Origin of the sequence: Streptococcus sp. 1171_SSPC, assembly GCF_001069335.1 — a bacterium.
GTDB lineage: Bacteria > Bacillota > Bacilli > Lactobacillales > Streptococcaceae > Streptococcus > Streptococcus xiaochunlingii.
The window spans coordinates 1-22366 of the sequence record NZ_JWAK01000021.1; the positions used below are offsets into that span (position 1 = coordinate 1).

Below are 22366 nucleotides of genomic sequence, written 5' to 3' on the forward strand. Positions count from 1 at the left end.
ATGGAGGTAAGACTATGTCTACAGAAGAAAAAGTAAACCAAGCAAAAGGTGCAATCAAAGAAGGTGTCGGTAAATTGACTGGCGACAAGAAAACAGAAAAAGAAGGAGCTGCTGAAAAAGTAGTTTCTAAAGTTAAAGAAGTGGCAGAAGACGCAAAAGATGCCGTTGAAGGTGCAATCGAAGGCGTTAAAAATATGATTAAAGGTGACGACAAATAATAGTTAATGTTTATCTTTTAATGACAACTAGTTAATCCCTAATAACGCATTCTAAATTCTATAGTCTTAGCTCTACTATAGAGGCTAGAGTGCGTTTTTGATTCCGTTTTCTTAATTTGCTATTGTAATAAACATTTAAAAAAATTGCCGTTATAATAGACATTTTTATAGTATTCCTGTAATGCTATTTTGTTATAATATGAGCAATTAAGGAGGTATTACAATGAATAAAATAATGACTCTACTATTTTTGATGATTTTGAGTTTGCCTTTAGTTGCATGCTCTAATCAAAGTAACCAGACTTTGGATGGCGAATATTATTGGGTTAACGAATCTCGAAATGAACGAGCATTTACTATTTCAGGAAATAAGGGAACACTTGATAGTAGTGTTGCTGATAACTTTGTAATCGATCAAAAGAATGAAACAATTGAGCTGATGGGTTCTCAAATGTCAAACCGTACAACAAGTTATACATATAAAGATGGTGTCTTTACTGTAGATATATCCGGTGTAGAACGTGACTATTATAAGAAGGATAGTGAGGCTTATAAGAAAGCATTGAAGGAATTGGATGATGATTGACGACAATGTTTAATTTCTTTTTCTAGTCATAAGTTTAACGCTTATTCTGTATAAGGATTAAGCGTTTTTATATTTTGTATCTCCTTGGTCAAAAATTGATTCTGAGTTATTCTAGTGTGTACTAAATCTGACAAAATTGACAAAATCACATAAATTTGATATAATAACTTTGTATAGGGATTGGAAGTGAATTATTAAAACTAAGAATATCCTATAAATAACAAGCTAACCTTGTTGCTTGCTGTAAAATAGAAACAAGTTGTATAAATAGAAAGTGAGAATACTATATGAGAATAACAAGTTTTAGAGATATGGACACCACTGAAGATTTTGAATTTGTAGATGAAAAAATGGGTGAGTACTTCCGTTGGGGAATTGCTGATTTCTATTCGCTTCAACAAGCAACCTATTGGATAGGGGATATCTTGAGAAAAGAACCTAGCGCTAATTTTGAAGTGAGAGCACGACTCTCAGAAGGTGATGATATAGACGAATATGAAAGAATCGTGTTATACGAAGGAGATCAGTGTTTTGATTCTTGGTTCTTAGAAGAGAAAGCAAGCTTCATGGCACCATATTCTATGATACTATTTCTCAATAAGGATACAAATGTGGCATATGCTATTGAGAAAAATGAATTTGATGAGCCTGGACATGTGAAGTATTTATGTGAGATAAGAAAATAAATAAGAGAGTTGAAAAGCTCTCTTTTTTGGTGACATTTAAAATAACTAAATTATTTAGAAAAAAATACATGCAATTCCCAAATAGGTTTAATTCTTAACCGTTTAGGATTTATGAAACAGAATATACTTGATTTTTGATATTATCTGGTTATGAATAATTTAAAAGAAAAAAATATAAAAAATGCTATTTGGCATATTAAGAGACATTGTGAAGCTATCCAAAATTGTCCTATTGAGCAACTAGGAGACTCTAAACTTTTTATGTTGCAAGGAAGTGTAGATTGCTTGAAACGTATTATTCACGATGAAAAGCCCTATCTAGGAATTGATAGGGAAGAAGTATTTTAGCAGAATATTTTTTATTTAAATGTAAGAGTTTATTGAGCATGATTATAGTGGTAAAAAATTTCCGACAATGATTCCTATGATACGAGGATCTTCATCGTAAGGAAGAAAAATATCTTTATATTTCGGATTGATAGAAACTAAACGTAAGCCTTTTTCTTCACGGAAAACACGTTTAATGTATGTTTTATCGTTACATACTACAGCATATACTGCACCATCATAATCAAATCCAGTCTCACGAATGAGTGCGACAGATCCATTTTGATATTTAGGTTCCATCGAATCACCAGATACCCATGAAGCAAAATCATGAGTTAATTGCTCATCGAAATAAACCTTATCGTAATTTTGATCATTGTAGATTGTCGATCCGATACCTGCAGCCATCTTTTCATAGACATGATATTCATAGAGTTTTTTAATAGCTTGACTTTTTTCTTTGTGAACTAATTTTTGAGCATACTTTAAAACTTGTTTTTGAGCTGGGTTAGAAAGGGAATTATATAGCTGGATGATTTCGGGTTCTGTAAAAAATCCGCTAGAGACCATTAGAATTTCTTCTAATTGCTTCACTCTTTCTTTAGATGGTTTCTTTATTCCTCGTTCCCATGCTGAATAGGATTGGAAAGATATCCCTAATTTATTTGCAATTTCTTGTTGTGTCAGCTTTAATTCTTTCCTACGAGCCTTTAGTTTTTCTGGTTGATACATATAACTTACCTCACATTAATAGTAGTTGTAACTCTGCTTTTTTTCTGGCTTCGCTTTCAGATAACTTGTTTTTATCCCAAACATAAGCTATAGATTTTCCTTTGTTATGAACTAACCATATTTTAAGATATGACGTATTATTTTTCAGCTTACTCCATTGTTTCTGATCTAATAATTCTGGAATATCTTGGCTAGTAACAAAACCTAATTTTCCAATTTTATTCTTTATTTGATTTAGGAGGCATGGTTTATACTGGTTAAATTCTCCGATAATATCATCTTTAATATCGTGTAGTAATAGCAGAAGTGGTGCATTTTGACCTTCCATATAATCTTTAATTACTTGTTTTATATAAGTATCTTTATCTGGAAAAAAGATACGTAATAAGTCTAGGAGACGAAAGTAAAGAGCCTGTTTTGAAACTTCCAAACTATCTTGTACATTTTGAAAAGACTCACAATTATAGTAGAGCTTGGATAGTAAAACGATATCTGGCATCAAAGTTACAGCAGAAAAGATATTGGCTTCTCTCTCTACTAACTTTTCTTGATTGTCGACTGACTTCATAAAATAACTTCCATCATGTTTTAAAATGTAATGTCCCAATTCATGACAGAGTGTAAAGTTCTGTTTTGCTTTCGAGTTTTCTTTTTCATAGGAAAAAGTAGTACCTAATGAATCAACTATAGTTAATCCTTCGATCTTTTTATTTGAGAAGTGATGACTTGCTACTTTTATATGATTCTCTTTAATACAATGAGTGAAAAAAGAGCTAAAATGATAATTTAGTACTGATAGATCTTCATCTTTCATAAACTGGTATAACACTTGTTTTGTGGAGTTGCTAACTTCTTTGTATAATGAATGCAAATGATGACACCTCCTTTGTTATCAATCAAAAATTCAACCGATTTGGCTTAGTTTATTATACAAAATTAAAAGGTAGGATGTCTACAGTGTTTTCCATAAAATATGAAATTTTTTAATATAATGTAAAAAAACCAGGTATGACTACAAAAGCTCTAACCTGGTTTTTTTTTATTCTAGAGAATCTAAGGATTTTAATTCAGCATTTAGTTTATTCTCTATATTTTTTAATCGAATAGAAATGTCTTTATCAATATTGTTAAGTTGATTCTGGATATTTGCAATTGTTTGTTTTTTTTCTATAATTTGTCTTTTAACTTGTTCGATATTTGTATAATGACTATTTTCAATTTCTAAGCGGATTAGCCATGAAATACCTGCGCAAATTAACAAGAAAAAAAATAAAATGAGTAAAGTAAGGAGATGTATCGATCCCCATAAATCACTCTTAGTTATTGAATGATTAAGGAGAGTGATATTATCAGTTTTAGAAAAAATCCATTCAATTGAAAAGGCTGCTAAATAAGATGAAATATATATACTATTAAAGAATAATTTAACAGTAGCACCATATCTAATAACTTGTTTTTGCTCATTAGAGTTGAATTGTGTTTCTACTAATTTAAATATTGCATCAAATACACAGTTAATACCTACAGTGACAGCGATAGAAAAAAAGAATTGTATGCTAGATGAAACTTCGTCAACTTTAAATTTAACAAAAAAATAGGGTATAAAAATGAAAATCAAGGAAAGTATGCTAATAAAACTACTAAAGGGTTCGTGTATGATTCTATTAAATGTTCTACGCATAATAATGTCTAATATCCATAGCAACAATATTATCAATGAGACTACTATGACTGCATTATATGGCGGTACATTTAAAGAACCTATTAAAATTGCTAACAGCAGTAATGCTGTTAGTCCCCAAATTGTACCTTTGATAATTTTGCCTTTTAAATCACTTGAACTATTTTTGATCTTTTGGGTAATTTGCATTATTTCTCTCTTTCAAACAATTTTTTTCGTTCTTCCATAAATTCGATTAACTCTTTCTTGAAGATCTTCTTCTCTTTCTCTGTTAATCCGTTTGAATTCATACGAAATAAAAGTTCAACATTGTCTAGCTCTTCATCATTTCCTGCAAGGTAGTCCATCGTAACTCCAAAGAAATTCGCAAATTTCTCTAAAGTTTCAGACGATGGTTTTCTTTTTCCGCTTTCCCACTGTTGATAATTAGGTTGTTTGATACCAAATTCTTCCGCAATTTCTTTTTGTGTTAATCCCTTTTTTAAACGGAGCTCTTTTAATCGTTCTGGAAATCCCATTTTTTCTTCCTCAAAAAATTTTAAAATATTTTGCAATAACCTCTTGACAATATACTCAATTGAGTATATAATGTAAATATATTCGAAAGAGTATATCTCTTTTAAAAATAATAACCTTTTTTTAGAAGGTTTTGATCATTGAAAATTGAATAAAAAAGTGCGTCTGACAACCAGAGGACTGATTATCAAATCACACAATTTACTTAACAACTTTATTGTAATATATTTGATAGGTAAAGTCAAGTCCGTTTGTGGTTGAAGTGAAGATATAAAACAAGTATTTGTGGGCTTCCACGCATTTCGGACTTTCGCACTTTTCCGAATAGTAAAGTGAACTGGCTTCGCCAAAGGGCGTAAGAGAATCTTAAGGGTATGATGATGACTCCCCAATGAGATTGGCCGGGAAAGCGATGGTAATTGACGCAAAGCACCTTGCTAAACGTTGCCACCGTGGAAAGAGGGATCTTTCCAACCAAATAACTTTTCTTTACTGCTGTCTATCTAATTAGATAGACCTACTCTCAAGCTACTAAGTTCTTTCCTTTTTTCACTTAGTAGCTTTTTTTACTTATTACAATAAAGGAGAATGATATGACAAACTTTTTTCGCACTACAATGTAAACGACTCTATGAAAACTATTTATTTACCTATGGGATGTTTGATAGTTCAGAAAGTCTACTAGCTAAACTATATAGTCAAGCTCTGGTAGATATCGATCATTTAGTCTCTAAGGCAAAAGAAACAGGATTTGCTTATGGGGATATTGATCTTTATAGTCGCATGTATAAACGTAAAATTTTTAATCACTATTACTCAAGAGTTAAGAAACTAGCTTAACTCTTTTTCTTTTACTTAAAATTTGAAAGGAGAATCCTATGATTCCAGAAACACTTAAAATGAAACCAGAATTTATTGGTCAAGCTTATTATGAAAAATTGGGGAAAGCTCCTCAGTCTGTATTTGGTAAAAAAGGAAAATACCAACGTCACATTCTAAACAGTGCAGAGCACGGCGCCTTTCATGTTATCACACCAGCCTCTACAACAGTCTTTCCAGAAGATGCTCTAGTAGAAGCGGTTAACCCAATCTTTTTCTCAGACACTATTTTAAATGGTAAGAATGTTGCACCTTACCGCAATGTCTTTGCGGAAAAATTGGTACTTAAAAAATAAGAAATAAAAGGAGAAAATCACATGGCTAAAATTGGATTAAACTACGGAGAAAAACTACAAATTGCGGATAAAACCTATCGTGTCATCACAGATGGACTAGATGTCCCAGCAGTCCTTGGGAAATTGACTTTCCGAGGCATTGAGGGGCCTGATGTCATCTTTGAAGTAGATCAATCGCAACGAAATCCTGACGGATCATTTGTCCAAGTCAATACCGGAGAGATTCGTGGTATTGTTGTAGGTATTCACTCTTCTGTCCAGCATGAAACACTCTTTTTCACTATCGCAGATATGTCAGAGTCTGAAATTGAAGACCTGGGCATTAAATACCGTGAAGAGGTAGAACTAGAAGATATTGTTTTCGCCCATGTTCACGTGAATAATCGCGATATCTTTAAACTTTTCGCCTCAAAAATCAAAAAGAAAACGGGAGCCACTCCAGTCAAGGAAACTAAGGAAGTGAAACAAACAGAAAACAAGAAAGATAATTAGGAGGTGATTACTCATGAAACTCTTTACCTATCGAGGAAAAAGAGTTCAAATCTTTCATCGAAACATTAAGGGAATCACATGGTTTATCTGGTGGTTTCCTTTTTTATTGGTTTTCGCTTATTATGTCTACCTGCATTTTGAACAACTAAAGGTCCACCCTTTGCCTCAGAGTTATTTCATTGGAGCGGGGATTTTACTGTCTGCGTTACTTTCTTTAGGGATTAATTGGCTTTGTTACGAGAAGATTCTCTTCTTTCAAAAGCTCAATAGCCTTCATATCCTCTCCCGTTTCTTATTAGAGAACAACTTGTATCTGGTCAAGAAAGTCAAACGAGATAAAGGCATGGTTGAAAAGATTACACTTCCAAAAGTCTACCTTAAACAAAGTCGCTATGAGCTTCAAGTTAGTTTCATCTTAGAAGGAAATAAGTTCCAAGATCGCTTTTTAAATCTTGGCTCTACTCTTGAAGTCATGTTCAATGGGGACTTTCGTGATAAGAGCTTTGACAAACGGTTTATAAAATACAAAATCGCCATCAACCGGATTGATAGTCGCATTTCAATTGATCAAGTTGAAGTCAAAGGCTCAAAGATCCGTCTTATGAAAGATGTCTACTGGGACTATGTAAAAGACTCTCACCTACTAGTTGGTGGAGGTACTGGAGGGGGAAAAACTGTTACTCTCATGTCCATTATCTATGCTTTATTAAAAGTCGGCTATATAGATATTTGCGATCCAAAAAACTCAGACTTGGCTTCTTTAAAGAAACTTCCAGTCTTCCACGGTCGAGTGTATTCTAGTAAAGAGGATATTATTAATTGCTTTAGAGAGAATGTAGAGTTTATGAAGAAGCGCTACGAGGTCTTAACATCTTTTCCAGACTATAGACCAGGTACCTATTACACCCATTACAACTTAAAACCTAAATTTCTTCTAGTAGATGAATGGGCTGCTCTCATGGCCAAGATTGATCGTGACTATAGCCAACAGTCGGAACTCATGGAATATCTAACTCAAATCGTTCTAGAGGGCCGTCAAGCTGGAGTCTACGTAATTTTTGCCATGCAACGGCCTGATGGAGAATACATAAAGACTTCTCTTCGAGACAACTTCATGATGCGACTTTCCGTCGGTCATTTGGAATCAACAGGCTATGACATGATGTTTGGAGATGCCAATAAAACCAAAGAATTTAAAAAGCTAGATGAGATTAATGGAGTGAAAGTGGTTGGTCGTGGTTATATTGCTTCAAGTGGGAAACTAGCTGGTGAATTCTATTCACCTTATATTCCACTTGACCAGGGCTTTTCTTTCTATGATGAATACGCTAAAATCCCGATCATGGAGTTTGAAGGAGAAGAGTTCTCAGTATTTGAAGAATACCTGGAGGAGAAGAAATCAAAAGAGAAAATTAAGGTAGATGAACAATTACAAGAACCAGAAATTATTCATCGTCCACTCAAGGAATTTGCGGAGGAGTACGATCTAAAGATGCAAACTCTTCGAAAAATCATCCCTTATATGGAAGAGCACGGGATCTCATTTGAACGTACTGATTCCGCTATTCTTATTGATCCTTTCCAAGAAAAGTTACTTCTTGAAACAATCGCTCGCTTTGAGGAAGATGGACGGAAGTCCTATCCAAAAGCTATTGAAGCGATTGTCAGTCATCATGGGCTAGGACAAGGGCGAGGGCAAGCCTGACCGCAGGTCAGGCGAAGACCGAAGCCCGCCGTTCCTGGCTCATGATGACAAGGAACCCCCGCTTTCTAATAGGGGGGTTACAATTGACAAAAACGCCATACCAACCCCTCCTCATTCCTTGTGGGAGTTGGGTTTTCGAATTTTAAAAAGTGTGTCACTTTCGTCAAAAAAGTGTGTCACTTTGTTAGAAGGAGGTGTTGCGATGAATGGACAAAATTAGTCCTTTTCATATCAAGAAATTCCGAAAACATACAGGACTTAGCCAAAAAGATTTTGCACAAGCTGTAGATCTTCCACCTAGAACCTATCGCTCTTATGAAGCTGGCGAAAGAGGACTAACCATTGACAAGTTTCGAGAACTAAAAGAAAAACTGGGGTACCACAAAGACTGTGAACGAGATAGTCTTCGAGCTCAGATTGACTACCTCCGCTTGTCTTTCCCAAGACTCAAAGATTTAGATAATTTTTGTGAGAATTTTCTTCACTGCCCCTTGAGTGAGTTTACTGAACAAGAAACTCGCCTTATGAACTATACCCACTTATGGCAAAGAGGAAACATCTGGATTTTTGATTTTTTCGATAAGACGATTACGAATGACTATCAAGTCTGCCTTCAACTATCCGGCCAAGGATGCCGTGAGATGGAAGTTATCTTAGAACACAAGGGAATCACCTGGCAAGTCTTTCTCCAACATATCCTCTACTCCTATCAGGATGTACGAGTTAAACGGCTTGATATCGCTCTTGATGAACTCTATAAAGGTTATGGACACGAAGACCAACAAATTCTAATACCAGATTTGGTAAAGAAACTCCATTCTAAAGAGATTGTCCTTGATACTCTCAAAAAGTGGAATATCACGGGAGGTGGATCCTTCACCGATAACGAAGACATGGAAGCTAATCACGGCTTGTCCATTTACTTTGGAAGTCGTCAAAGTCAGCTCTACTTCAACTTTTATGAAAAGCGCTATGAAATAGCTCGAATGGAAAATATCTCCTTGGACGAATCCTTGGAGATTTTTGGTATCTGGAATCGCTATGAATTGCGGTTCTCAGACCAGAAGGCGCAAGGAGTTGTAGAAGAATTTATCTCTGGTGTCGATCTTGGCGAAATCGCTAGAGGCATCATAAATAAAGAGATCCAAGTCTATGATGGAATCAATCAATTTGGAGCCTACAAACCCGATGAAAAATGGCAACGACTCTTTGGAGGAGTCGAACCCTTGAAACTCTCAACCAACCCTCAACCTTGTAGTATTGAGCGAACCATTCGCTGGCTAACCTACCAAGTCGCAAACTCCCTAGCCCTCGTTTCTGAAGCAGATAAGATTCTACAGACGGAATACATGAAGATGATCAAAAATAGCGGAGAAATTACCGATCGTGGGAAAGCTATGTTAAAGCTCCTCAAAGCTAGTAAACACTATGAACATTAGAAAGGAAAACAACCTATGGAATACAAAGTAGAAATCAATTCATTAGAAAACTTTAAAGCCTGGTCAGGTGGATTAGAAACTCTAAACACTGTCCGTGAACGTGGCGGAGTTGATACTTTAACGGTTATCTGTGAAGATATCTTCTCTGGTGATATACCGACAGAGACTACGATTAACGATTGGCTCTGGTTTGATTCTGATTTTATCTACCAAGCTCTGGGCTATGATGATCTTCTAGAGGCTTCTTAAGATGCTTAAGAAAATCTATCAGACGGACTTCTTCCTTTTGCCCGAACAGGAATTCTGGCATATGTACATTCTCTTACGAAAAGGCAAGGACTTCTACTATGAATGTGCTGGAAGGTCTACCGAGAAGCTACCGGATGCGAACGGTTTTTATGACTATGAACATGCCTGTTTTACGCTAGACGGGGAAATCCTTAGTCTAAACAAAAGAATGCGTCCCTCACTCATCGCTTTTATCCAACAAACCATTAAAAGCAATCAAGAAACATTCAGAAAGGAAATTGAAATGGCAACTAAAACAACATTTGAAAAGAAAGTCTCTCAAATCACCAATGAACTGGGAGAATTACTTAAAAAGAAAGATCATAGAGAAGCTTGGACCAAGGCTGGCGAATTAAATAGCCTACTCAAAAAGGAAGAAGTTAAAGATCTTCGTCCAGAACTAATCGAACAACTCCAAACTGAGCTACGAGGCTACTATTACATTAATGGCGAGATCGAAAAAGCTAATAAGCGCCTCTATGCCAAGGGATCTAAACTCATTGAACTGGCTGCTCTCTAAAAGGAGGTCTTATGGATAAAGCTAAACACTACTTACTAAAAGCGAGAGACTACCTCTCAAAATTTAAAAAGATGGAAAAGAAAGGAGGTCCACCTAAACTGAAAATCACCAACAAGAAAACAATCAATCTGGCTGTTATTGGAGGGATTTCTTTCCTCCTTTTTGTTGGTCTATCGGGGGCTATTCGTGCTATCACACTCTCGAATCAAGTCTCTAAACTAGAAAAGAATGTGGAAATCCTCCATGCCAAAAAAGCTCAGGTACCTGTAGAAGAAAAACAGTACGACTATAAGCTCCAGTATTATCTCAATGATTTTGTCTATGCATACTTCACTCTCCCTCAAGAAGTTGAAAAACAAGAAGGACAGATTGACTACCTCAATAGCTTTTATAACTTTATACCGGATGTGAAATCTCAAGGCCAAGTCAGAAATCCAAGTGAGTTACTATCCGCTCAACTAATCACTGTAGAAAACAATGTGGCAACCTACCGGATCAAGTACAAGGAATGGATACGCCATGACAAGGAAACACAAGAAACAGAAATTGTGACAGGTTTCAATATCCCTTATGCTCAAAAAGGAAACAGCTACTATATCTCAGGGCTTCCTTGGTTCACTACCCTAGAAAGCTCACAAGCTGGATCCTTCAAGGAAGAAGACAAACTCACTCTTACTACTACAGATCGTCTTTCTGATTCAGTACACAAGAAAGTAGAAAAGTTTCTGACTGTCTTTTTCACAAACTACACCACCAATCAGGATAATCTCAACTTGATTTCAAAAGATGTAGATGTTGTCGCAAACACCACCTTTAAAAGTATCGACTACACCTATCTCAAAAAGAATAAAAAGGGGCTAACAGCCTATGTTCAAGCAACCTTTGAAGTGGGAGGAACCACTCACTCTGAAAACTTTACCTTTACCCTTATCGAAAAAGAAAAAACCTACTATGTCTCTAAACTAGAGCACACAATCCCCTTAAACTATGCAAATAACCAAGAATAGGAGAATTCATATGAACACAGACAACCTACGAAGTTTTCTTCAAGGAGACGGAATTTGGATCCTAACAGCTATTGCGGTCCTTTTAGCCATCAAGGCTTGGCGAAACAGCTCCTGGCTCCAACTCTTTTCGGTCGTTGGCTTTTATGCCGTGATTGTCTCCATCGCAAAAGGACAGGATATCCTCAAAGCATTTGGATGGTTCCTGCGCCTCTTTGGAATTGAGACAGGACTTTAATCATGAAAGAAGAAAAACTCTATGATTACAGTAAGGGGCTAAATGCTCCTTATTGGATCCAAGAAATTAAGACAAAAAAGGGCACACGGATTTGGTACTTTGCGACACCTATGCAGTTGTCCTTTTTTATTGTCTTCATCCTCGTCTTTGTGGGGATGTTACTGTTTGGAGGAGTCATTCTTGTTCCATTAGCTAAAATGACTCACTCCATTTCTCTCTTGCTCTATTGGTACCTTCCTTATAAACTGGCCAAGTTCTACACTGAGTATGAACCTCACGGAAAGAAGATGCATCTCTTTCTATCTGACTACCTGATGTATCTTTGGGACTTCAAACTCAATCAAAAAGCTATCTACCAGGAGGACCGAATAGAACCAATTGATGAAATTGTCTTTGAAAAAACAAACCTATAGAAAAGGAGGTCCTATGAGTATTACCTTAACCTACCCGATTCGAGAAACACATGACAACCTAGCTCTGAAAAAGGATCATTCCGTTGTCGCTTTCTATCGAATCCCCAATACTCCCATCACCATTACGGATGATGAGAAAAAATGGAAACACAAAATTACTGTTGCGCAAATGATGAAAAAACTCCAAAAGAATCAACACTTTGAGATTTCATTGATTCCAAAAGACTATCTCCTAGAAGAAAAAATGCGGGACTTTTCCGATGCTCTAGCAGATGACAGCCGTGAACTGGGAGAAGAATTGCTTCTTTACAGTGTTGAGCGTCTGACAGACGAGATGGAGATCCCTTATCAGTTTGACTGGGTGATTGGAGTTACCCTTCGAAAACAGAATCACGGGGCAACCATTAAAGACTTGGCCTATGAAAGCTTTACAGACTTTTCAGAAAAAATCGCAAAAGGGTTTGGCTATGAGTTAGAACTGAGTCCAACTTGGTATGAAGAATATCAAAGTGATGAGCTTACTATCTTTCAAGCTCTATCTGTCCTTCGAGCACAGCGCCTCACCAATGAAGAACTCTTCTACTACCAGCGGATGCAATACCTCCGCTATATCCCTCATTACAAGAAAGAAGTGATCGCCAATCGTGCTTCATTCAATATTACAGATACCTTGATTAAAGTCCTAAAAGGAGGCTTCCTTAAGCTCGAAAGCCCTTATGGATCCTCCTTTGTGACCATTCTTCCTGTTGGAAAGTTTCCCGTTCAATTCAATGGTTTTCACTTAGGAGAATTCATCCAACGCTTGAATTTTCCAGTTGAGTTACGAATCAAATCTGAATTCATTGATACTAGTAAAATCAAAGGAAAGATGGGACGCTCCAACACTCGTTATCGAAACATTATGGAAGAAGCTGAGAATACCGACACCGTCCAACAAGATGAGATCATTATGGGATCTATCTCTCTAAAAGATCTGATGCGTAAAGTCGGAAACAAAGAAGATATTATTGAATATGGAGCCTACTTGATTGTCTCAGCTTCAAGTGTTTACCAGCTCCGCCAAAGACGACAAGTGGTCCTTAACTATTTTGATGATATGGGAGTTGAGATTAGTGAAGCCTCACAAGACGGCCCCTATCTCTTTCAAGCTCTCCTATACGGAGAACCACTTCAAAAGAAAACTCGCACCTGGACTCACATGGTAACACCTAGAGGCTTTGCGGAACTCATGCCCTTTACCAATACTACTTCTGGAAATAGAATTGGCTGGTATATCGGCCGGGTTGATAACTGGACGGGACGCTGGGACTCTATCTCAAAAGCTATCGAATCATCAAAAAATATTGTCCTCTACAATGCGACAGTGGGAAATAAAGAAGATATTGCAGGAAAAATCACCAAGAACCCTCACATTATTATCACTGGGGCAACAGGCCAAGGGAAATCCTTTCTCGCTCAGATTATCTTTTTAAGTGTCGCTCTTCAAAATGTTAAAACCCTCTACATTGACCCCAAACGTGAACTTAGAAATCACTACCAAAAAGTGATTAGTTCTCCAGAATTTGCAAGACTTTACCCTGAGCGCAAGAAACAGATTGAGAACTTTAATTTTGTGACGCTGGATAGCTCACTACCATCAAACCACGGTGTTTTAGATCCTATCGTAGTTCTCGATAAGGAACAAGCTGTAGAGGTCGCAAAGAATATGCTCGAGTTTCTTCTTCAAGCTGTAGATGATGTATCGATGGACCAAAAGACAGCTATTACAGAAGCTATCAATACTATTGTAGAAAAACGAGTCGCTGGTGAGTTGGTCGGCTTTAAACATGTTCTAAAAGTTTTAAGAGAAGCTGCTTCACCAGACATAGCCTCAGTCGGACGCTACTTAACATCCATTGTCAATAATTCAATTTTAGAGTTAGCTTTCTCAGACGGAACTACAAAAGGTCTCAATTATGAGTCTCGTGTGACTGTTTTAGAGGTCAATAATCTAAAACTTCCAAAGGATGATTCTACGAAGATTTCAGACCATGAACGAAATTCTATCGCCCTCATGTTTGCGCTCGGTGCCTTTTGTACTCACTTTGGAGAACGCAACGAACATGAAGATACGATTGAGTTCTTTGACGAAGCATGGATCCTTATGAAGTCCGCAGAAGGAAAAGCAGTTATCAAAAATATGCGCCGGATTGGACGCTCTAAAAATAATACGCTTGCTCTTATTACTCAGTCTGTGCATGATGCAGAAAATGACGATGATACAACAGGTTTTGGGACTATCTTTGCTTTTTATGAAAAATCAGAAAGAGAAGATATTCTAAGACACGTCAACCTTGAAGTGACTGAAAACAACCTAGAATGGATTGATAATATGATCTCAGGTCAGTGTCTCTATTCTGATGTCTACGGCAATCTCAATATGATTTCTGTTCACAACATTTTTGAAGATATTGATATGCTTCTAAAACCAATGAAAGCTACGGTATCGTCAAGTCTTGAAAATAAATATGCTAGTTAAGGAGGTGAATCCATGCAAGAAGCTTTTGAGAAATTAAGAGGAGTCGATATCTTCTCTCTCAAGTCCTACATGGAAAAAACTGAATTCGGATCTTTCAATGGGGCTTGGGTCTTAATTAACGAACTCTTCGTCAACTTCTTCTTTTTCATTCTCAATGCGGTAGTTGGTTTCTTCTCTCTCTTAATTCGTGTATTAGAAAGTGTTGATTTATACTCTGCGTATAAGAACTACGTCTATAAAGGAGCTAGTAAAATCTGGAATGGCTTCACCGGTTCCACACATGGTGGAATTACAAGTGGTTCCTTAATTTCTATTTTGTTATTAGGACTTGCCTTTTATCTCTTCTACCAGTATTTCTTCTCAAAAGGAAGTTTCACAAGAACTATGATTCATATCTGTATGGTGATACTTCTTGGCTTTAGTTACTTTGGGACCATTGCTGGAACATCTGGAGGTCTTTATTTACTAGATACCATCAACTCCCTTTCCAAAGATGTCTCTTCCAAGATTTCAAACATCGAGATTAACTATGGAAAAGACAAGTCCCTAAAAGTTGGGGAAACAATGGCAGATAACTATATAGCAGAAACATCTTATAAGGCCTATGTCTTTGTCAATACGGGTCAGGAAAATGGGAAATACAAGAATAGTCAAAACGGAAAAGAGGAGAATTTTGACGATAGTCAAGTTCTTGGAACAGGAGATAAGAATGGGAACTTTAAACCCGTGAAAGCCAAAACTCGCATAGACTATTTAGACAAAATGGGAGATGGTGCTAATGAAGATTCAGAAGAAAACCGTTGGGTATCGGCTATGCCAGACTTCATCTTTATTCGCATGTTCTATGTCATCTTTAAAATTGTAGAGGCCTTTGTCTTAGCGATCCCCGTTATCTTAATTCAGCTCTTAAATGTTCTGGCTCAACTCTTAGTTCTCATGATGATTCTGCTCTTTCCGATTGTCCTTTTAGTATCCTTCATTCCTCGAATGCAAGATCTGATTTTCGGAGTTTTAAAAGTCATGTTTGGAGGTCTAGCATTTCCAGCAATTACAAGTCTTTTAACTCTTCTCATCTTTTACATCGAAAAGCTCTTAGAAAATTTAGTCACCAGTGGCTTTGATAAAGTTTTAAAAACTCTGCCTTCTCTTATCCTATTCGGACTTGTCTTTAAACTCTTAGTATCAGTTGTTTCAAAAGGCACCATTTACATTCTCATGTGGAAGTACAAGGCTGAATTGATTCAATTCATTTTAGGATCCAAAGCCCGTATGATGGCAACTGATCTTGGAAATCGTATGGAGCACGGAATGACTCGAACAAAAGAGGTTGCCTCTCAAGTTCCAACTCGCAGTCTTTCAAGCGCTCAACACTTGGGAAATTTCGCCTTAGCTGGAGCAGGAATTGGAGCAGGAATGGTCATGCATTCTAAAGATCACTTCCAGCAAGTAGGCTCTTTCTTTACTCAGAAAGACACGATGCCGGAAGAAGATTTCGAACCAGAGATTCCAACTGAAACACTTGTTGGGCAAGAGAGCACAGTAGCTCCTGAGATTGAAACAACACAAAACTCAGATAACATGACTACTCCAAAAGTTAAGTCTACAAAAAGACCAAGTATGCCAGAAAGGAATAAAGAACTGTCTAGTGAGAACACGAATGCACCTATTCAACCAGAGATTCCTTCGAATACAAAAGATGAATTTCAGATACTGAAAGAAGAATGGATTTCTCCATTTAAACAACACCGAATCAATTCACTGGAACGTGAACTAGATAAATACAAAGATCCTAAAGCGATGTATAAAGCTCAAGGATCCAATGCCTTTACTCGTGCCTATCGAAAGACTATGACACGAGATGATAAATTACGAACAAATATTGAACGAAGAAACAAACTAACAGAACGACTAAATCAATTGAGAGGAGAATACAATGAATATTAGAATTCACTCAAGAACAGCTTTTCCAAGGATTCTTGAAGAGACTCTTTTTCAAGCTTACCAAGAAGGGAAACGCTCAGTCGATTTCCTTCTTTTGTTTCCTGTCAAAGAACGTGAAAAAGACTCTATACTGGATCAAGTCAAAGCTCATTCTGTCGTATTAGATGCCAAGTGGCGCTTTGGGACAGTGCTATTCACAGCTTATATCAAACACTAACTAGAAAGGAGGTCCTATGAAGAAATTAAAATGGTTTTTACTGGTTGGACTAATCCCTATCATTCTCCCCTTTCTTCTCATTATCATTCTTGCGGTTGCCACAGCAGGAAGTCCGACTGGAGGTTCTGGTTTAGATGGAGCCACTTATGCGGAACACTGGTCCTCTGGAGATCCTTATACGCACAATCTATTGGTTCATCGATATGGCATTACAGCAGCTCAACTAGACGGCTTTTTAGACACTTTAGGAATCTCCTATGATAAGAATCGGATTAACGGTAAAAAACTCCTAGAATGGGAGGCCAAATCCAATCTAGATGTCCGAGGTATTGTGGCAATTGCCTTAAATGAAAGCTCACTCGGAACTGCTGGAGTCGCAAGAAATCCTGGAGCCAACATGTTTGGTTATGGAGCATTTGATTCAAATCCTGAGAATGCCAACAATTTTAATGACGAGGTTGCCGTAGTTGCCCTAACCCAACAGACAATTATTGGAAATAAGAATGAGACCTTCAAAATTCAAGATGATAAAGCTCAAAAATATGCGAATGGTTCTTTGAATCAGACAGTCGATGGAGGAGTTTATTTTACAGATACTAGCGGTTCTGGCAAGCGTCGAGCTGAAACGATGAGAAAGCTAGATCAGTATATCGATGAACATGGTGGAACACCGAAAGCACCGATCCAATTAACTGGAAAAACTCGAGATGGAGGTGGAGTTACTTCAAATGATATTCCGGTAGGATATAGTCTTACAAAAGCTATCGATACAAATGGATATGTCACTAGCACCTATCCATGGGGTGAATGTACTTGGTATGTCTTTAACCGTGGAAAACAAGTTGGAGTTAACTTTGATCCATTCATGGGAAATGGTGGCCAATGGATGAATAAGCCAGGCTTTACTACAACCCATACACCAACTGAACACTCTGCTCTATCATTTAGCCCTGGACAAGCTGGAGCTAATCCAATATACGGGCATATTGCCTTTGTGGAGCAAGTTAAATCGGATGGCTCAATTCTTGTTTCAGAATGTAATGTGAAGGGGCTTGGAGTGATTAGTTACCGTACATTTGATGCAGAAACTGCCAAACAATTTACATACGTTATAGGACATTAGAAAGGATAATTATATGGATACACTACAACAAGTAAAACTAGATAAAATCGAAAATCTATTACAGGTTCTGGTAAATCTTATGGATAAAAGATCAGATACTAATCAGTTAGAAATCATGACCCAAAAGGAAGTCCTCAAAGAACTGAATATTTCCCCTAATACACTCAAAAGTTGGGAACGTAAAGGACTGCCACGATTGGAGCCACCAATCGAAGGGACCCGAACAGTGTATTATAAACGTGGGGATATTCTTAAATTTTTGACCATCTGAGGTAAACTAAATGCAAATTGAGACAATAGAAAGAAACAATAAGAAAGTTCTTAAGAAAATCAAAAAAGATGGTTCTATAACTTATTCTATGAAAGGAGCTTATTTAGGAACTGATAAAAAAACAGGAAAACAAGTTACAACTACTATATCAGCTCCAACACTAAAAGCCTTAGATCGCAAATATTTAGCGACTAAAAGAAAATTTGAAGAAAATGATTCTACTCGAAAAGAAACTCTATCTGTTGGGACTATAAAAGAACTGTCGGAATTTTGGTATGATAGTTATAAATCTTGGGTATCATCTGATAATACTAGAAATAGAGTAAGGGGATATTTGGATACATATATCCTCCCAAAATTTGGTGATTATAAAATAGATTCTATTGAATCTACTGAAGTTCAAAAATGGGTTGATCAGCTAGCAGAAAAAGCTCGAATAGAAATAAATAAGGGAAAACGTAAGGCAGATAAAGGAAAGGCATCTGATTATGGCGCAGTCGTTCATAAACTAAAAGATATTCTTGATTTCGGAATGGTACACTGTAATCTAAAGAATAATCCCGCAAAACAAGTCAGGATACCACCCAAGCCTAAAGCACCTCAAAACCGAATTCAAGTTCTACATGAAAAAGATATCGCTATATGGTTGAATTACCTAGATACGCTCCCAAACTCAAGAGCCAACAGGCGCTTTAAACTTATTTGTAATACTCTTTTAGCTTCTGCCTTACGAATTAATGAACTATTAGCATTGGAAGTTGATGACTTACTTTTCGAATCATCAGAAATTAACGTAAATAAAACTCTTATGTGGAGGAGAGGAGACAAAACCTTAGGTACTAAAGGTAAGGTTATTTGTAAAAATTCTGCGAAAACTGATTCAGGAAATCGCAAAGTATCAGTACCTATTACCATTATTCAAGAACTTAAAGATTTTAACAATGAAATGAATAATTACTTTGAAAAACATGGGCTTCCAAAATCTAAATTGATATTTCCCACTATCTATGGAAATTACATGACTGATCGAAATGAGCGAGCCACTCTTATTAAACGATTAAAAGAGTTAGGTTTACCTGATTATGGTTTTCACTTATTCCGCCATACTCATGCATCTTTAATGCTCAACTCTGGAGCAAATTGGAAAGAATTGCAAGAGCGTATGGGTCACAGATCTATTTCAACCACAATGGATATCTATGCAGAATTAGATCCTAACCGAAAGAATGAAGCAGTCGATATTTTAATGGAAAGACTTTCACAAATAAAAAGTGAAAATTAACAGTCATTTGAAACTCTACCTTTTTCTCTACTTTTTCTTTATAAACAGTCGTAAAGCCTGTTAAAATAAGCTTTGTAGGCATATAAGTTAACTTTTACAGAGGTGAAATAGGGGTTCACTACACGTCAATAGATGTTAGAAACCTTGATTTTAAGCGATTCTTGAAATTCTAAATTTCACTACATTGCAATATAAATCAACCGAATCACTACCTTTTTCACTACCTTTTTTGAAATAAGAATAATGATTCGGATATATAAAAGAAGAGGAACTTTATTGTGAAGCTCCTCTTTTTGTTATGTGTTCTTTTTCTCACAGATCGTATGACCTGGTTTGGAAAGTATGGATTTCAGTTGGACTAAAAACAGCGTAATATAACGGCTTTTCAGAACTATATCTACTAATTAATTTCATAAAATATGAATCATTATTTTTTAAATAGGGGAATAGTTTAGGTCTGTAAGAATTAACTTATACACTTACAAGGTTTATTCTGATCGACTTTATAACTGTCTACGAAAAAAAGACAGAAATGAGAGATTGAGTGTGGGGAAAAAACTATTAGGTGTAGTTTCAATACTTCTACTAATGCTTTTGCTTATATTTAATGCAAGTAAATAGTCAATTCGTCCGAGCATTTCCTTCTCCATCTCCGTAGCAGAAAGTTGAGTTTATTTAACAAACTGATAAAATAATAGAGAAACTAGTTATTTCGAGGCCCAATCATGAACCTATCAAACGTATTTCAAAAATTATCCCCAAATACTCCCATCTTACAAGCTACCTTTGGTCTGGAGCGCGAATCTCTACGAATCAATACTGAAGGCCGTGTCGCTCAAACGCCACACCCTGAAAAATTGGGTTCTCGCAGTTTCCATCCCTATATCCAGACAGATTATAGCGAACCTCAACTAGAGCTCATTACACTGGTAGCACAGTCGACCACGGAAGCTCGTCGCTTCCTCGGGGCCATCACCGATGTGGCTATTCGCTCAATGGATAAGTCAGAATATCTTTGGCCTTTATCCATGCCACCTGTGATTGTAGAAGAAGAGATTCAGATTGCCCAGTTGGAAAGTGACTACGAGTATCAATACCGAGTTGGTTTGGCAGAACGCTACGGCAAATTGCTCCAGTCCATATCTGGAATTCACTATAATTTTGAACTCGGCAAAGATCTGACCCAGCAGCTCTTTGAAGTCAGTGACTATGACGATTTACTGACCTTCAAGAATGCCCTCTATCTCAAGTTAGCTCAGAACTTCTTGTGTTATCGCTGGCTCTTGACCTACCTTTACGGAGCAAGCCCGCTAGCAGAAAAAGGGTTTTTGACAGATGAAATTGGTTGCGTGCGGTCGATTCGTAACTCCAACTACGGCTATGTCAATGCCCCCGATGTTCACATTTCCTTCTCTTCACTGGAGCAATACGTGACCGACATCGAAAACGCTGTTGGATCTGGGCAACTGTCCTCTGAAAAAGAATTTTACTCTGCCATCCGTTTACGCGGTGCTAAGACTAGCCGGGACTTTTTGACTAAGGGCATCTCCTATCTAGAGTTCCGCAACTTTGACCTCAACCCCTTTGAGCCACTGGCAATCAGCCAAGAAACACTAGACACCACCCACCTCTTTGCACTCGCACTCTTGTGGCTAGACGACATGGAGCAAGTCGACGAAGAATTGGCAGTAGCTGCTACTCTCAACAACCAAATCGCTCTCAGCCATCCCCACACACCACTTCCTAAAGAGGCTGACCCTAAACCTATCGTGACAGCCATGAAGGACATCGTCGCTCACTTTGGACTGGATGACTATTATAGCCAGCTTATCACTAAGGTGGAGGCCTCTCTTCTTGATCCACGTTTGACCCTTTCTGGAAAAATAGCAGAGCAGGTTGAAGAAGGGTCCCTTGAAAAATTTGGCCAACAACAAGGACAAGCCTTTCATGACTATGCTTGGACAGCACCTTATGCCCTCAAAGGCTATGAAAACATGGAACTCTCCACCCAAATGATTCTCTTTGACGCCATTCAGCTGGGCTTGAACGTAGAAATTTTAGATGAGGAAGACCAATTTCTCAAACTCTGGCATGGTGACCATGTGGAGTACATTAAAAATAGCAACATGACATCCAAAGATAACTACGTAATTCCACTGGCCATGGCTAATAAGGTTGTGACCAAAAAGATTTTGGACAAGGCTGGTTTTCCAGTACCTGCGGGAGCAGAATTTGCTAACAAGGACGATGCCTTGCGGTACTACGGACAAATAGCCAACTCTGCTATTGTTGTCAAACCCAAATCCACCAACTTCGGTCTGGGCATTTCCATCTTCCAAGAGTCAACAAGCCTTTCTGGCTATGAAAAAGCCCTAGACATCGCCTTTTCGGAAGATAGCCATGTGCTAGTCGAGGAGTTTGTGGCAGGGACCGAGTACCGTTTCTTTATCTTGGATGGAAAATGCGAGGCTGTCGTGCTCCGCGTTGCGGCCAATGTCGTAGGCGACGGAAGCTCAAGCATCCGAGAATTAGTCGAAAAGAAAAACCAAGACCCTCTGCGTGGTCGCGACCATCGCTCACCTCTTGAAATCATCAATCTGGGTGATATTGAATTACTCATGTTGGAACAGCAGGGTTACACACCTGATACAGTCTTGCCTAAAGGTAGCCAAACCTTTCTGCGTGGTAATTCTAATATCTCAACTGGAGGCGACTCCATTGACATGACTGACCAGATGGGCGAGAGTTACAAACAACTAGCTGCCGATATGGCGACTGCTATGGGGGCTTGGGCCTGTGGAGTCGATTTGATTATCCCAGACTACACCAAGCCTGCTAGTAAGGAGCTACCAAATTGCACCTGTATCGAACTCAACTTCAATCCTGCCATGTACCTGCACGCCTATACTTACGTAGGGCCAGGACAACGTATCACACCGAAAATTTTACGGAAGTTGTTTGGAGAGATATGAGAATAAGATCAGAGATTTTCTG

24 protein-coding genes are annotated in these 22366 nt (G+C 37.5%); 20 read left to right on the top strand and 4 right to left on the bottom strand.

All coding sequences use genetic code 11. The annotated features are described in order from the left end of the window. Window positions 1–14: 14 nt before the first annotated feature. The 4 genes from ADF75_RS04165 (at window position 15) to ADF75_RS04180 (ending at window position 1838) form a co-directional block, all read left to right on the top strand. Window positions 15–218 (top strand): CsbD family protein, encoded by a 204-nt coding sequence (locus ADF75_RS04165; RefSeq protein ID WP_048789255.1) that lies wholly within the window; start codon window positions 15–17, stop codon window positions 216–218. Between the two features lie 223 nt (window positions 219–441). Beyond that, on the top strand, window positions 442–804 hold the full coding sequence (locus tag ADF75_RS04170; RefSeq protein ID WP_048789256.1) for a hypothetical protein: 363 nt from the start codon (window positions 442–444) through the stop codon (window positions 802–804). Between the two features lie 287 nt (window positions 805–1091). Next, entirely contained in the window at window positions 1092–1490 is a 399-nt protein-coding gene (locus tag ADF75_RS04175) for a hypothetical protein (protein WP_048789257.1), read from the top strand. Window positions 1491–1640: 150 nt separating this feature from the next. Then, window positions 1641–1838, top strand: a complete 198-nt coding sequence (locus ADF75_RS04180; protein ID WP_048789258.1) for a hypothetical protein — start codon at window positions 1641–1643, stop codon at window positions 1836–1838. Window positions 1839–1880: 42 nt separating this feature from the next. Here the strand turns inward: ADF75_RS04180 and ADF75_RS04185 are convergent, their stop codons facing one another. From ADF75_RS04185 to ADF75_RS04200, 4 genes are all read right to left on the bottom strand, one after another. Next, a complete protein-coding gene (locus ADF75_RS04185) occupies window positions 1881–2549 on the bottom strand; it encodes a helix-turn-helix domain-containing protein (RefSeq protein ID WP_048789259.1) in 669 nt (222 codons plus the stop codon). Window positions 2550–2559: 10 nt separating this feature from the next. After that, window positions 2560–3420 carry an ImmA/IrrE family metallo-endopeptidase gene (locus ADF75_RS04190; protein ID WP_152902315.1) on the bottom strand — a complete coding sequence of 287 codons (861 nt, stop codon included), beginning with the start codon at window positions 3418–3420 and terminating at the stop codon, window positions 2560–2562. A gap of 168 nt (window positions 3421–3588) precedes the next feature. Next, entirely contained in the window at window positions 3589–4419 is an 831-nt protein-coding gene (locus tag ADF75_RS04195; RefSeq protein WP_048789260.1) for a hypothetical protein, read from the bottom strand. Next, the gene (locus ADF75_RS04200; protein WP_048789261.1) at window positions 4419–4748 is read right to left on the bottom strand and encodes a helix-turn-helix domain-containing protein; all 330 of its coding nucleotides are present in this window, start codon (window positions 4746–4748) and stop codon (window positions 4419–4421) included. Before ADF75_RS04200 ends, ADF75_RS04195 begins: the two co-directional genes overlap by 1 nt. 876 nt (window positions 4749–5624) lie before the next feature. Between ADF75_RS04200 and ADF75_RS04205 the strand changes: the two genes are divergently transcribed. The 16 genes from ADF75_RS04205 to gshAB all read left to right on the top strand — a co-directional run bounded on the left by ADF75_RS04205 (window position 5625) and on the right by gshAB (window position 22344). Continuing rightward, window positions 5625–5921: a hypothetical protein gene (locus ADF75_RS04205; protein WP_048789262.1), complete on the top strand. Its 297-nt coding sequence runs from the start codon at window positions 5625–5627 to the stop codon at window positions 5919–5921. Between the two features lie 21 nt (window positions 5922–5942). Beyond that, window positions 5943–6413: a hypothetical protein gene (locus tag ADF75_RS04210; RefSeq protein ID WP_048789263.1), complete on the top strand. Its 471-nt coding sequence runs from the start codon at window positions 5943–5945 to the stop codon at window positions 6411–6413. 13 nt (window positions 6414–6426) lie between these two features. Beyond that, window positions 6427–8118, top strand: coding sequence for an FtsK/SpoIIIE domain-containing protein (locus ADF75_RS04215; RefSeq protein ID WP_048789264.1), 1692 nt, complete (start codon window positions 6427–6429; stop codon window positions 8116–8118). Between the two features lie 206 nt (window positions 8119–8324). Beyond that, entirely contained in the window at window positions 8325–9557 is a 1233-nt protein-coding gene (locus ADF75_RS04220; RefSeq protein ID WP_048789265.1) for a replication initiation factor domain-containing protein, read from the top strand. A 15-nt stretch (window positions 9558–9572) separates the two neighbouring features. After that, entirely contained in the window at window positions 9573–9806 is a 234-nt protein-coding gene (locus tag ADF75_RS04225) for a hypothetical protein (RefSeq protein WP_048789266.1), read from the top strand. 1 nt (window position 9807) lies between these two features. Then, a complete protein-coding gene (locus tag ADF75_RS04230) occupies window positions 9808–10365 on the top strand; it encodes a conjugal transfer protein (protein WP_048789267.1) in 558 nt (185 codons plus the stop codon). Window positions 10366–10376: 11 nt separating this feature from the next. Then, window positions 10377–11372 (top strand): conjugal transfer protein, encoded by a 996-nt coding sequence (locus tag ADF75_RS04235; protein ID WP_048789268.1) that lies wholly within the window; start codon window positions 10377–10379, stop codon window positions 11370–11372. A gap of 10 nt (window positions 11373–11382) precedes the next feature. Further along, a complete protein-coding gene (locus ADF75_RS04240; protein WP_048789269.1) occupies window positions 11383–11607 on the top strand; it encodes a TcpD family membrane protein in 225 nt (74 codons plus the stop codon). Window positions 11608–11609: 2 nt separating this feature from the next. Further along, complete coding sequence (locus tag ADF75_RS04245; RefSeq protein WP_048789270.1) at window positions 11610–12020, top strand: conjugal transfer protein; 411 nt, start codon at window positions 11610–11612, stop codon at window positions 12018–12020. 13 nt (window positions 12021–12033) lie between these two features. Continuing rightward, the gene (locus ADF75_RS04250; protein WP_048789280.1) at window positions 12034–14538 is read left to right on the top strand and encodes an ATP-binding protein; all 2505 of its coding nucleotides are present in this window, start codon (window positions 12034–12036) and stop codon (window positions 14536–14538) included. A 12-nt stretch (window positions 14539–14550) separates the two neighbouring features. Then, window positions 14551–16482: a conjugal transfer protein gene (locus tag ADF75_RS04255; RefSeq protein WP_048789271.1), complete on the top strand. Its 1932-nt coding sequence runs from the start codon at window positions 14551–14553 to the stop codon at window positions 16480–16482. Next, the gene (locus tag ADF75_RS04260) at window positions 16472–16696 is read left to right on the top strand and encodes a hypothetical protein (protein WP_048789272.1); all 225 of its coding nucleotides are present in this window, start codon (window positions 16472–16474) and stop codon (window positions 16694–16696) included. Before ADF75_RS04255 ends, ADF75_RS04260 begins: the two co-directional genes overlap by 11 nt. Window positions 16697–16712: 16 nt before the next feature. Next, the gene (locus ADF75_RS04265) at window positions 16713–17819 is read left to right on the top strand and encodes a CHAP domain-containing protein (protein WP_048789273.1); all 1107 of its coding nucleotides are present in this window, start codon (window positions 16713–16715) and stop codon (window positions 17817–17819) included. A 13-nt stretch (window positions 17820–17832) separates the two neighbouring features. Further along, window positions 17833–18090 carry a MerR family transcriptional regulator gene (locus ADF75_RS04270; protein WP_048789274.1) on the top strand — a complete coding sequence of 86 codons (258 nt, stop codon included), beginning with the start codon at window positions 17833–17835 and terminating at the stop codon, window positions 18088–18090. 10 nt (window positions 18091–18100) lie between these two features. Beyond that, window positions 18101–19372, top strand: coding sequence for a tyrosine-type recombinase/integrase (locus tag ADF75_RS04275; protein ID WP_048789275.1), 1272 nt, complete (start codon window positions 18101–18103; stop codon window positions 19370–19372). Window positions 19373–20097: 725 nt separating this feature from the next. Further along, window positions 20098–22344, top strand: coding sequence for a bifunctional glutamate--cysteine ligase GshA/glutathione synthetase GshB (gene gshAB / locus ADF75_RS04280; protein ID WP_048789276.1), 2247 nt, complete (start codon window positions 20098–20100; stop codon window positions 22342–22344). The last annotated feature ends 22 nt before the right edge of the window (window positions 22345–22366 follow it).

Excerpts from the sequence above, each read along its gene's own strand:
- ADF75_RS04165 (WP_048789255.1), top strand. The coding sequence starts at position 15 with ATGTCTACAGAAGAAAAAGTAAACCAAGCAAAAGGTGCAATCAAAGAA.
- ADF75_RS04170 (WP_048789256.1), top strand. The coding sequence starts at position 442 with ATGAATAAAATAATGACTCTACTATTTTTGATGATTTTGAGTTTGCCT.
- ADF75_RS04175 (WP_048789257.1), top strand. The coding sequence starts at position 1,092 with ATGAGAATAACAAGTTTTAGAGATATGGACACCACTGAAGATTTTGAA.
- ADF75_RS04180 (WP_048789258.1), top strand. The coding sequence starts at position 1,641 with ATGAATAATTTAAAAGAAAAAAATATAAAAAATGCTATTTGGCATATT.
- ADF75_RS04185 (WP_048789259.1), bottom strand. The coding sequence starts at position 2,549 with ATGTATCAACCAGAAAAACTAAAGGCTCGTAGGAAAGAATTAAAGCTG.
- ADF75_RS04195 (WP_048789260.1), bottom strand. The coding sequence starts at position 4,419 with ATGCAAATTACCCAAAAGATCAAAAATAGTTCAAGTGATTTAAAAGGC.
- ADF75_RS04200 (WP_048789261.1), bottom strand. The coding sequence starts at position 4,748 with ATGGGATTTCCAGAACGATTAAAAGAGCTCCGTTTAAAAAAGGGATTA.
- ADF75_RS04205 (WP_048789262.1), top strand. The coding sequence starts at position 5,625 with ATGATTCCAGAAACACTTAAAATGAAACCAGAATTTATTGGTCAAGCT.
- ADF75_RS04210 (WP_048789263.1), top strand. The coding sequence starts at position 5,943 with ATGGCTAAAATTGGATTAAACTACGGAGAAAAACTACAAATTGCGGAT.
- ADF75_RS04215 (WP_048789264.1), top strand. The coding sequence starts at position 6,427 with ATGAAACTCTTTACCTATCGAGGAAAAAGAGTTCAAATCTTTCATCGA.
- ADF75_RS04220 (WP_048789265.1), top strand. The coding sequence starts at position 8,325 with ATGGACAAAATTAGTCCTTTTCATATCAAGAAATTCCGAAAACATACA.
- ADF75_RS04225 (WP_048789266.1), top strand. The coding sequence starts at position 9,573 with ATGGAATACAAAGTAGAAATCAATTCATTAGAAAACTTTAAAGCCTGG.
- ADF75_RS04230 (WP_048789267.1), top strand. The coding sequence starts at position 9,808 with ATGCTTAAGAAAATCTATCAGACGGACTTCTTCCTTTTGCCCGAACAG.
- ADF75_RS04235 (WP_048789268.1), top strand. The coding sequence starts at position 10,377 with ATGGATAAAGCTAAACACTACTTACTAAAAGCGAGAGACTACCTCTCA.
- ADF75_RS04240 (WP_048789269.1), top strand. The coding sequence starts at position 11,383 with ATGAACACAGACAACCTACGAAGTTTTCTTCAAGGAGACGGAATTTGG.
- ADF75_RS04245 (WP_048789270.1), top strand. The coding sequence starts at position 11,610 with ATGAAAGAAGAAAAACTCTATGATTACAGTAAGGGGCTAAATGCTCCT.
- ADF75_RS04250 (WP_048789280.1), top strand. The coding sequence starts at position 12,034 with ATGAGTATTACCTTAACCTACCCGATTCGAGAAACACATGACAACCTA.
- ADF75_RS04255 (WP_048789271.1), top strand. The coding sequence starts at position 14,551 with ATGCAAGAAGCTTTTGAGAAATTAAGAGGAGTCGATATCTTCTCTCTC.
- ADF75_RS04260 (WP_048789272.1), top strand. The coding sequence starts at position 16,472 with ATGAATATTAGAATTCACTCAAGAACAGCTTTTCCAAGGATTCTTGAA.
- ADF75_RS04265 (WP_048789273.1), top strand. The coding sequence starts at position 16,713 with ATGAAGAAATTAAAATGGTTTTTACTGGTTGGACTAATCCCTATCATT.
- ADF75_RS04270 (WP_048789274.1), top strand. The coding sequence starts at position 17,833 with ATGGATACACTACAACAAGTAAAACTAGATAAAATCGAAAATCTATTA.
- ADF75_RS04275 (WP_048789275.1), top strand. The coding sequence starts at position 18,101 with ATGCAAATTGAGACAATAGAAAGAAACAATAAGAAAGTTCTTAAGAAA.
- gshAB (WP_048789276.1), top strand. The coding sequence starts at position 20,098 with ATGAACCTATCAAACGTATTTCAAAAATTATCCCCAAATACTCCCATC.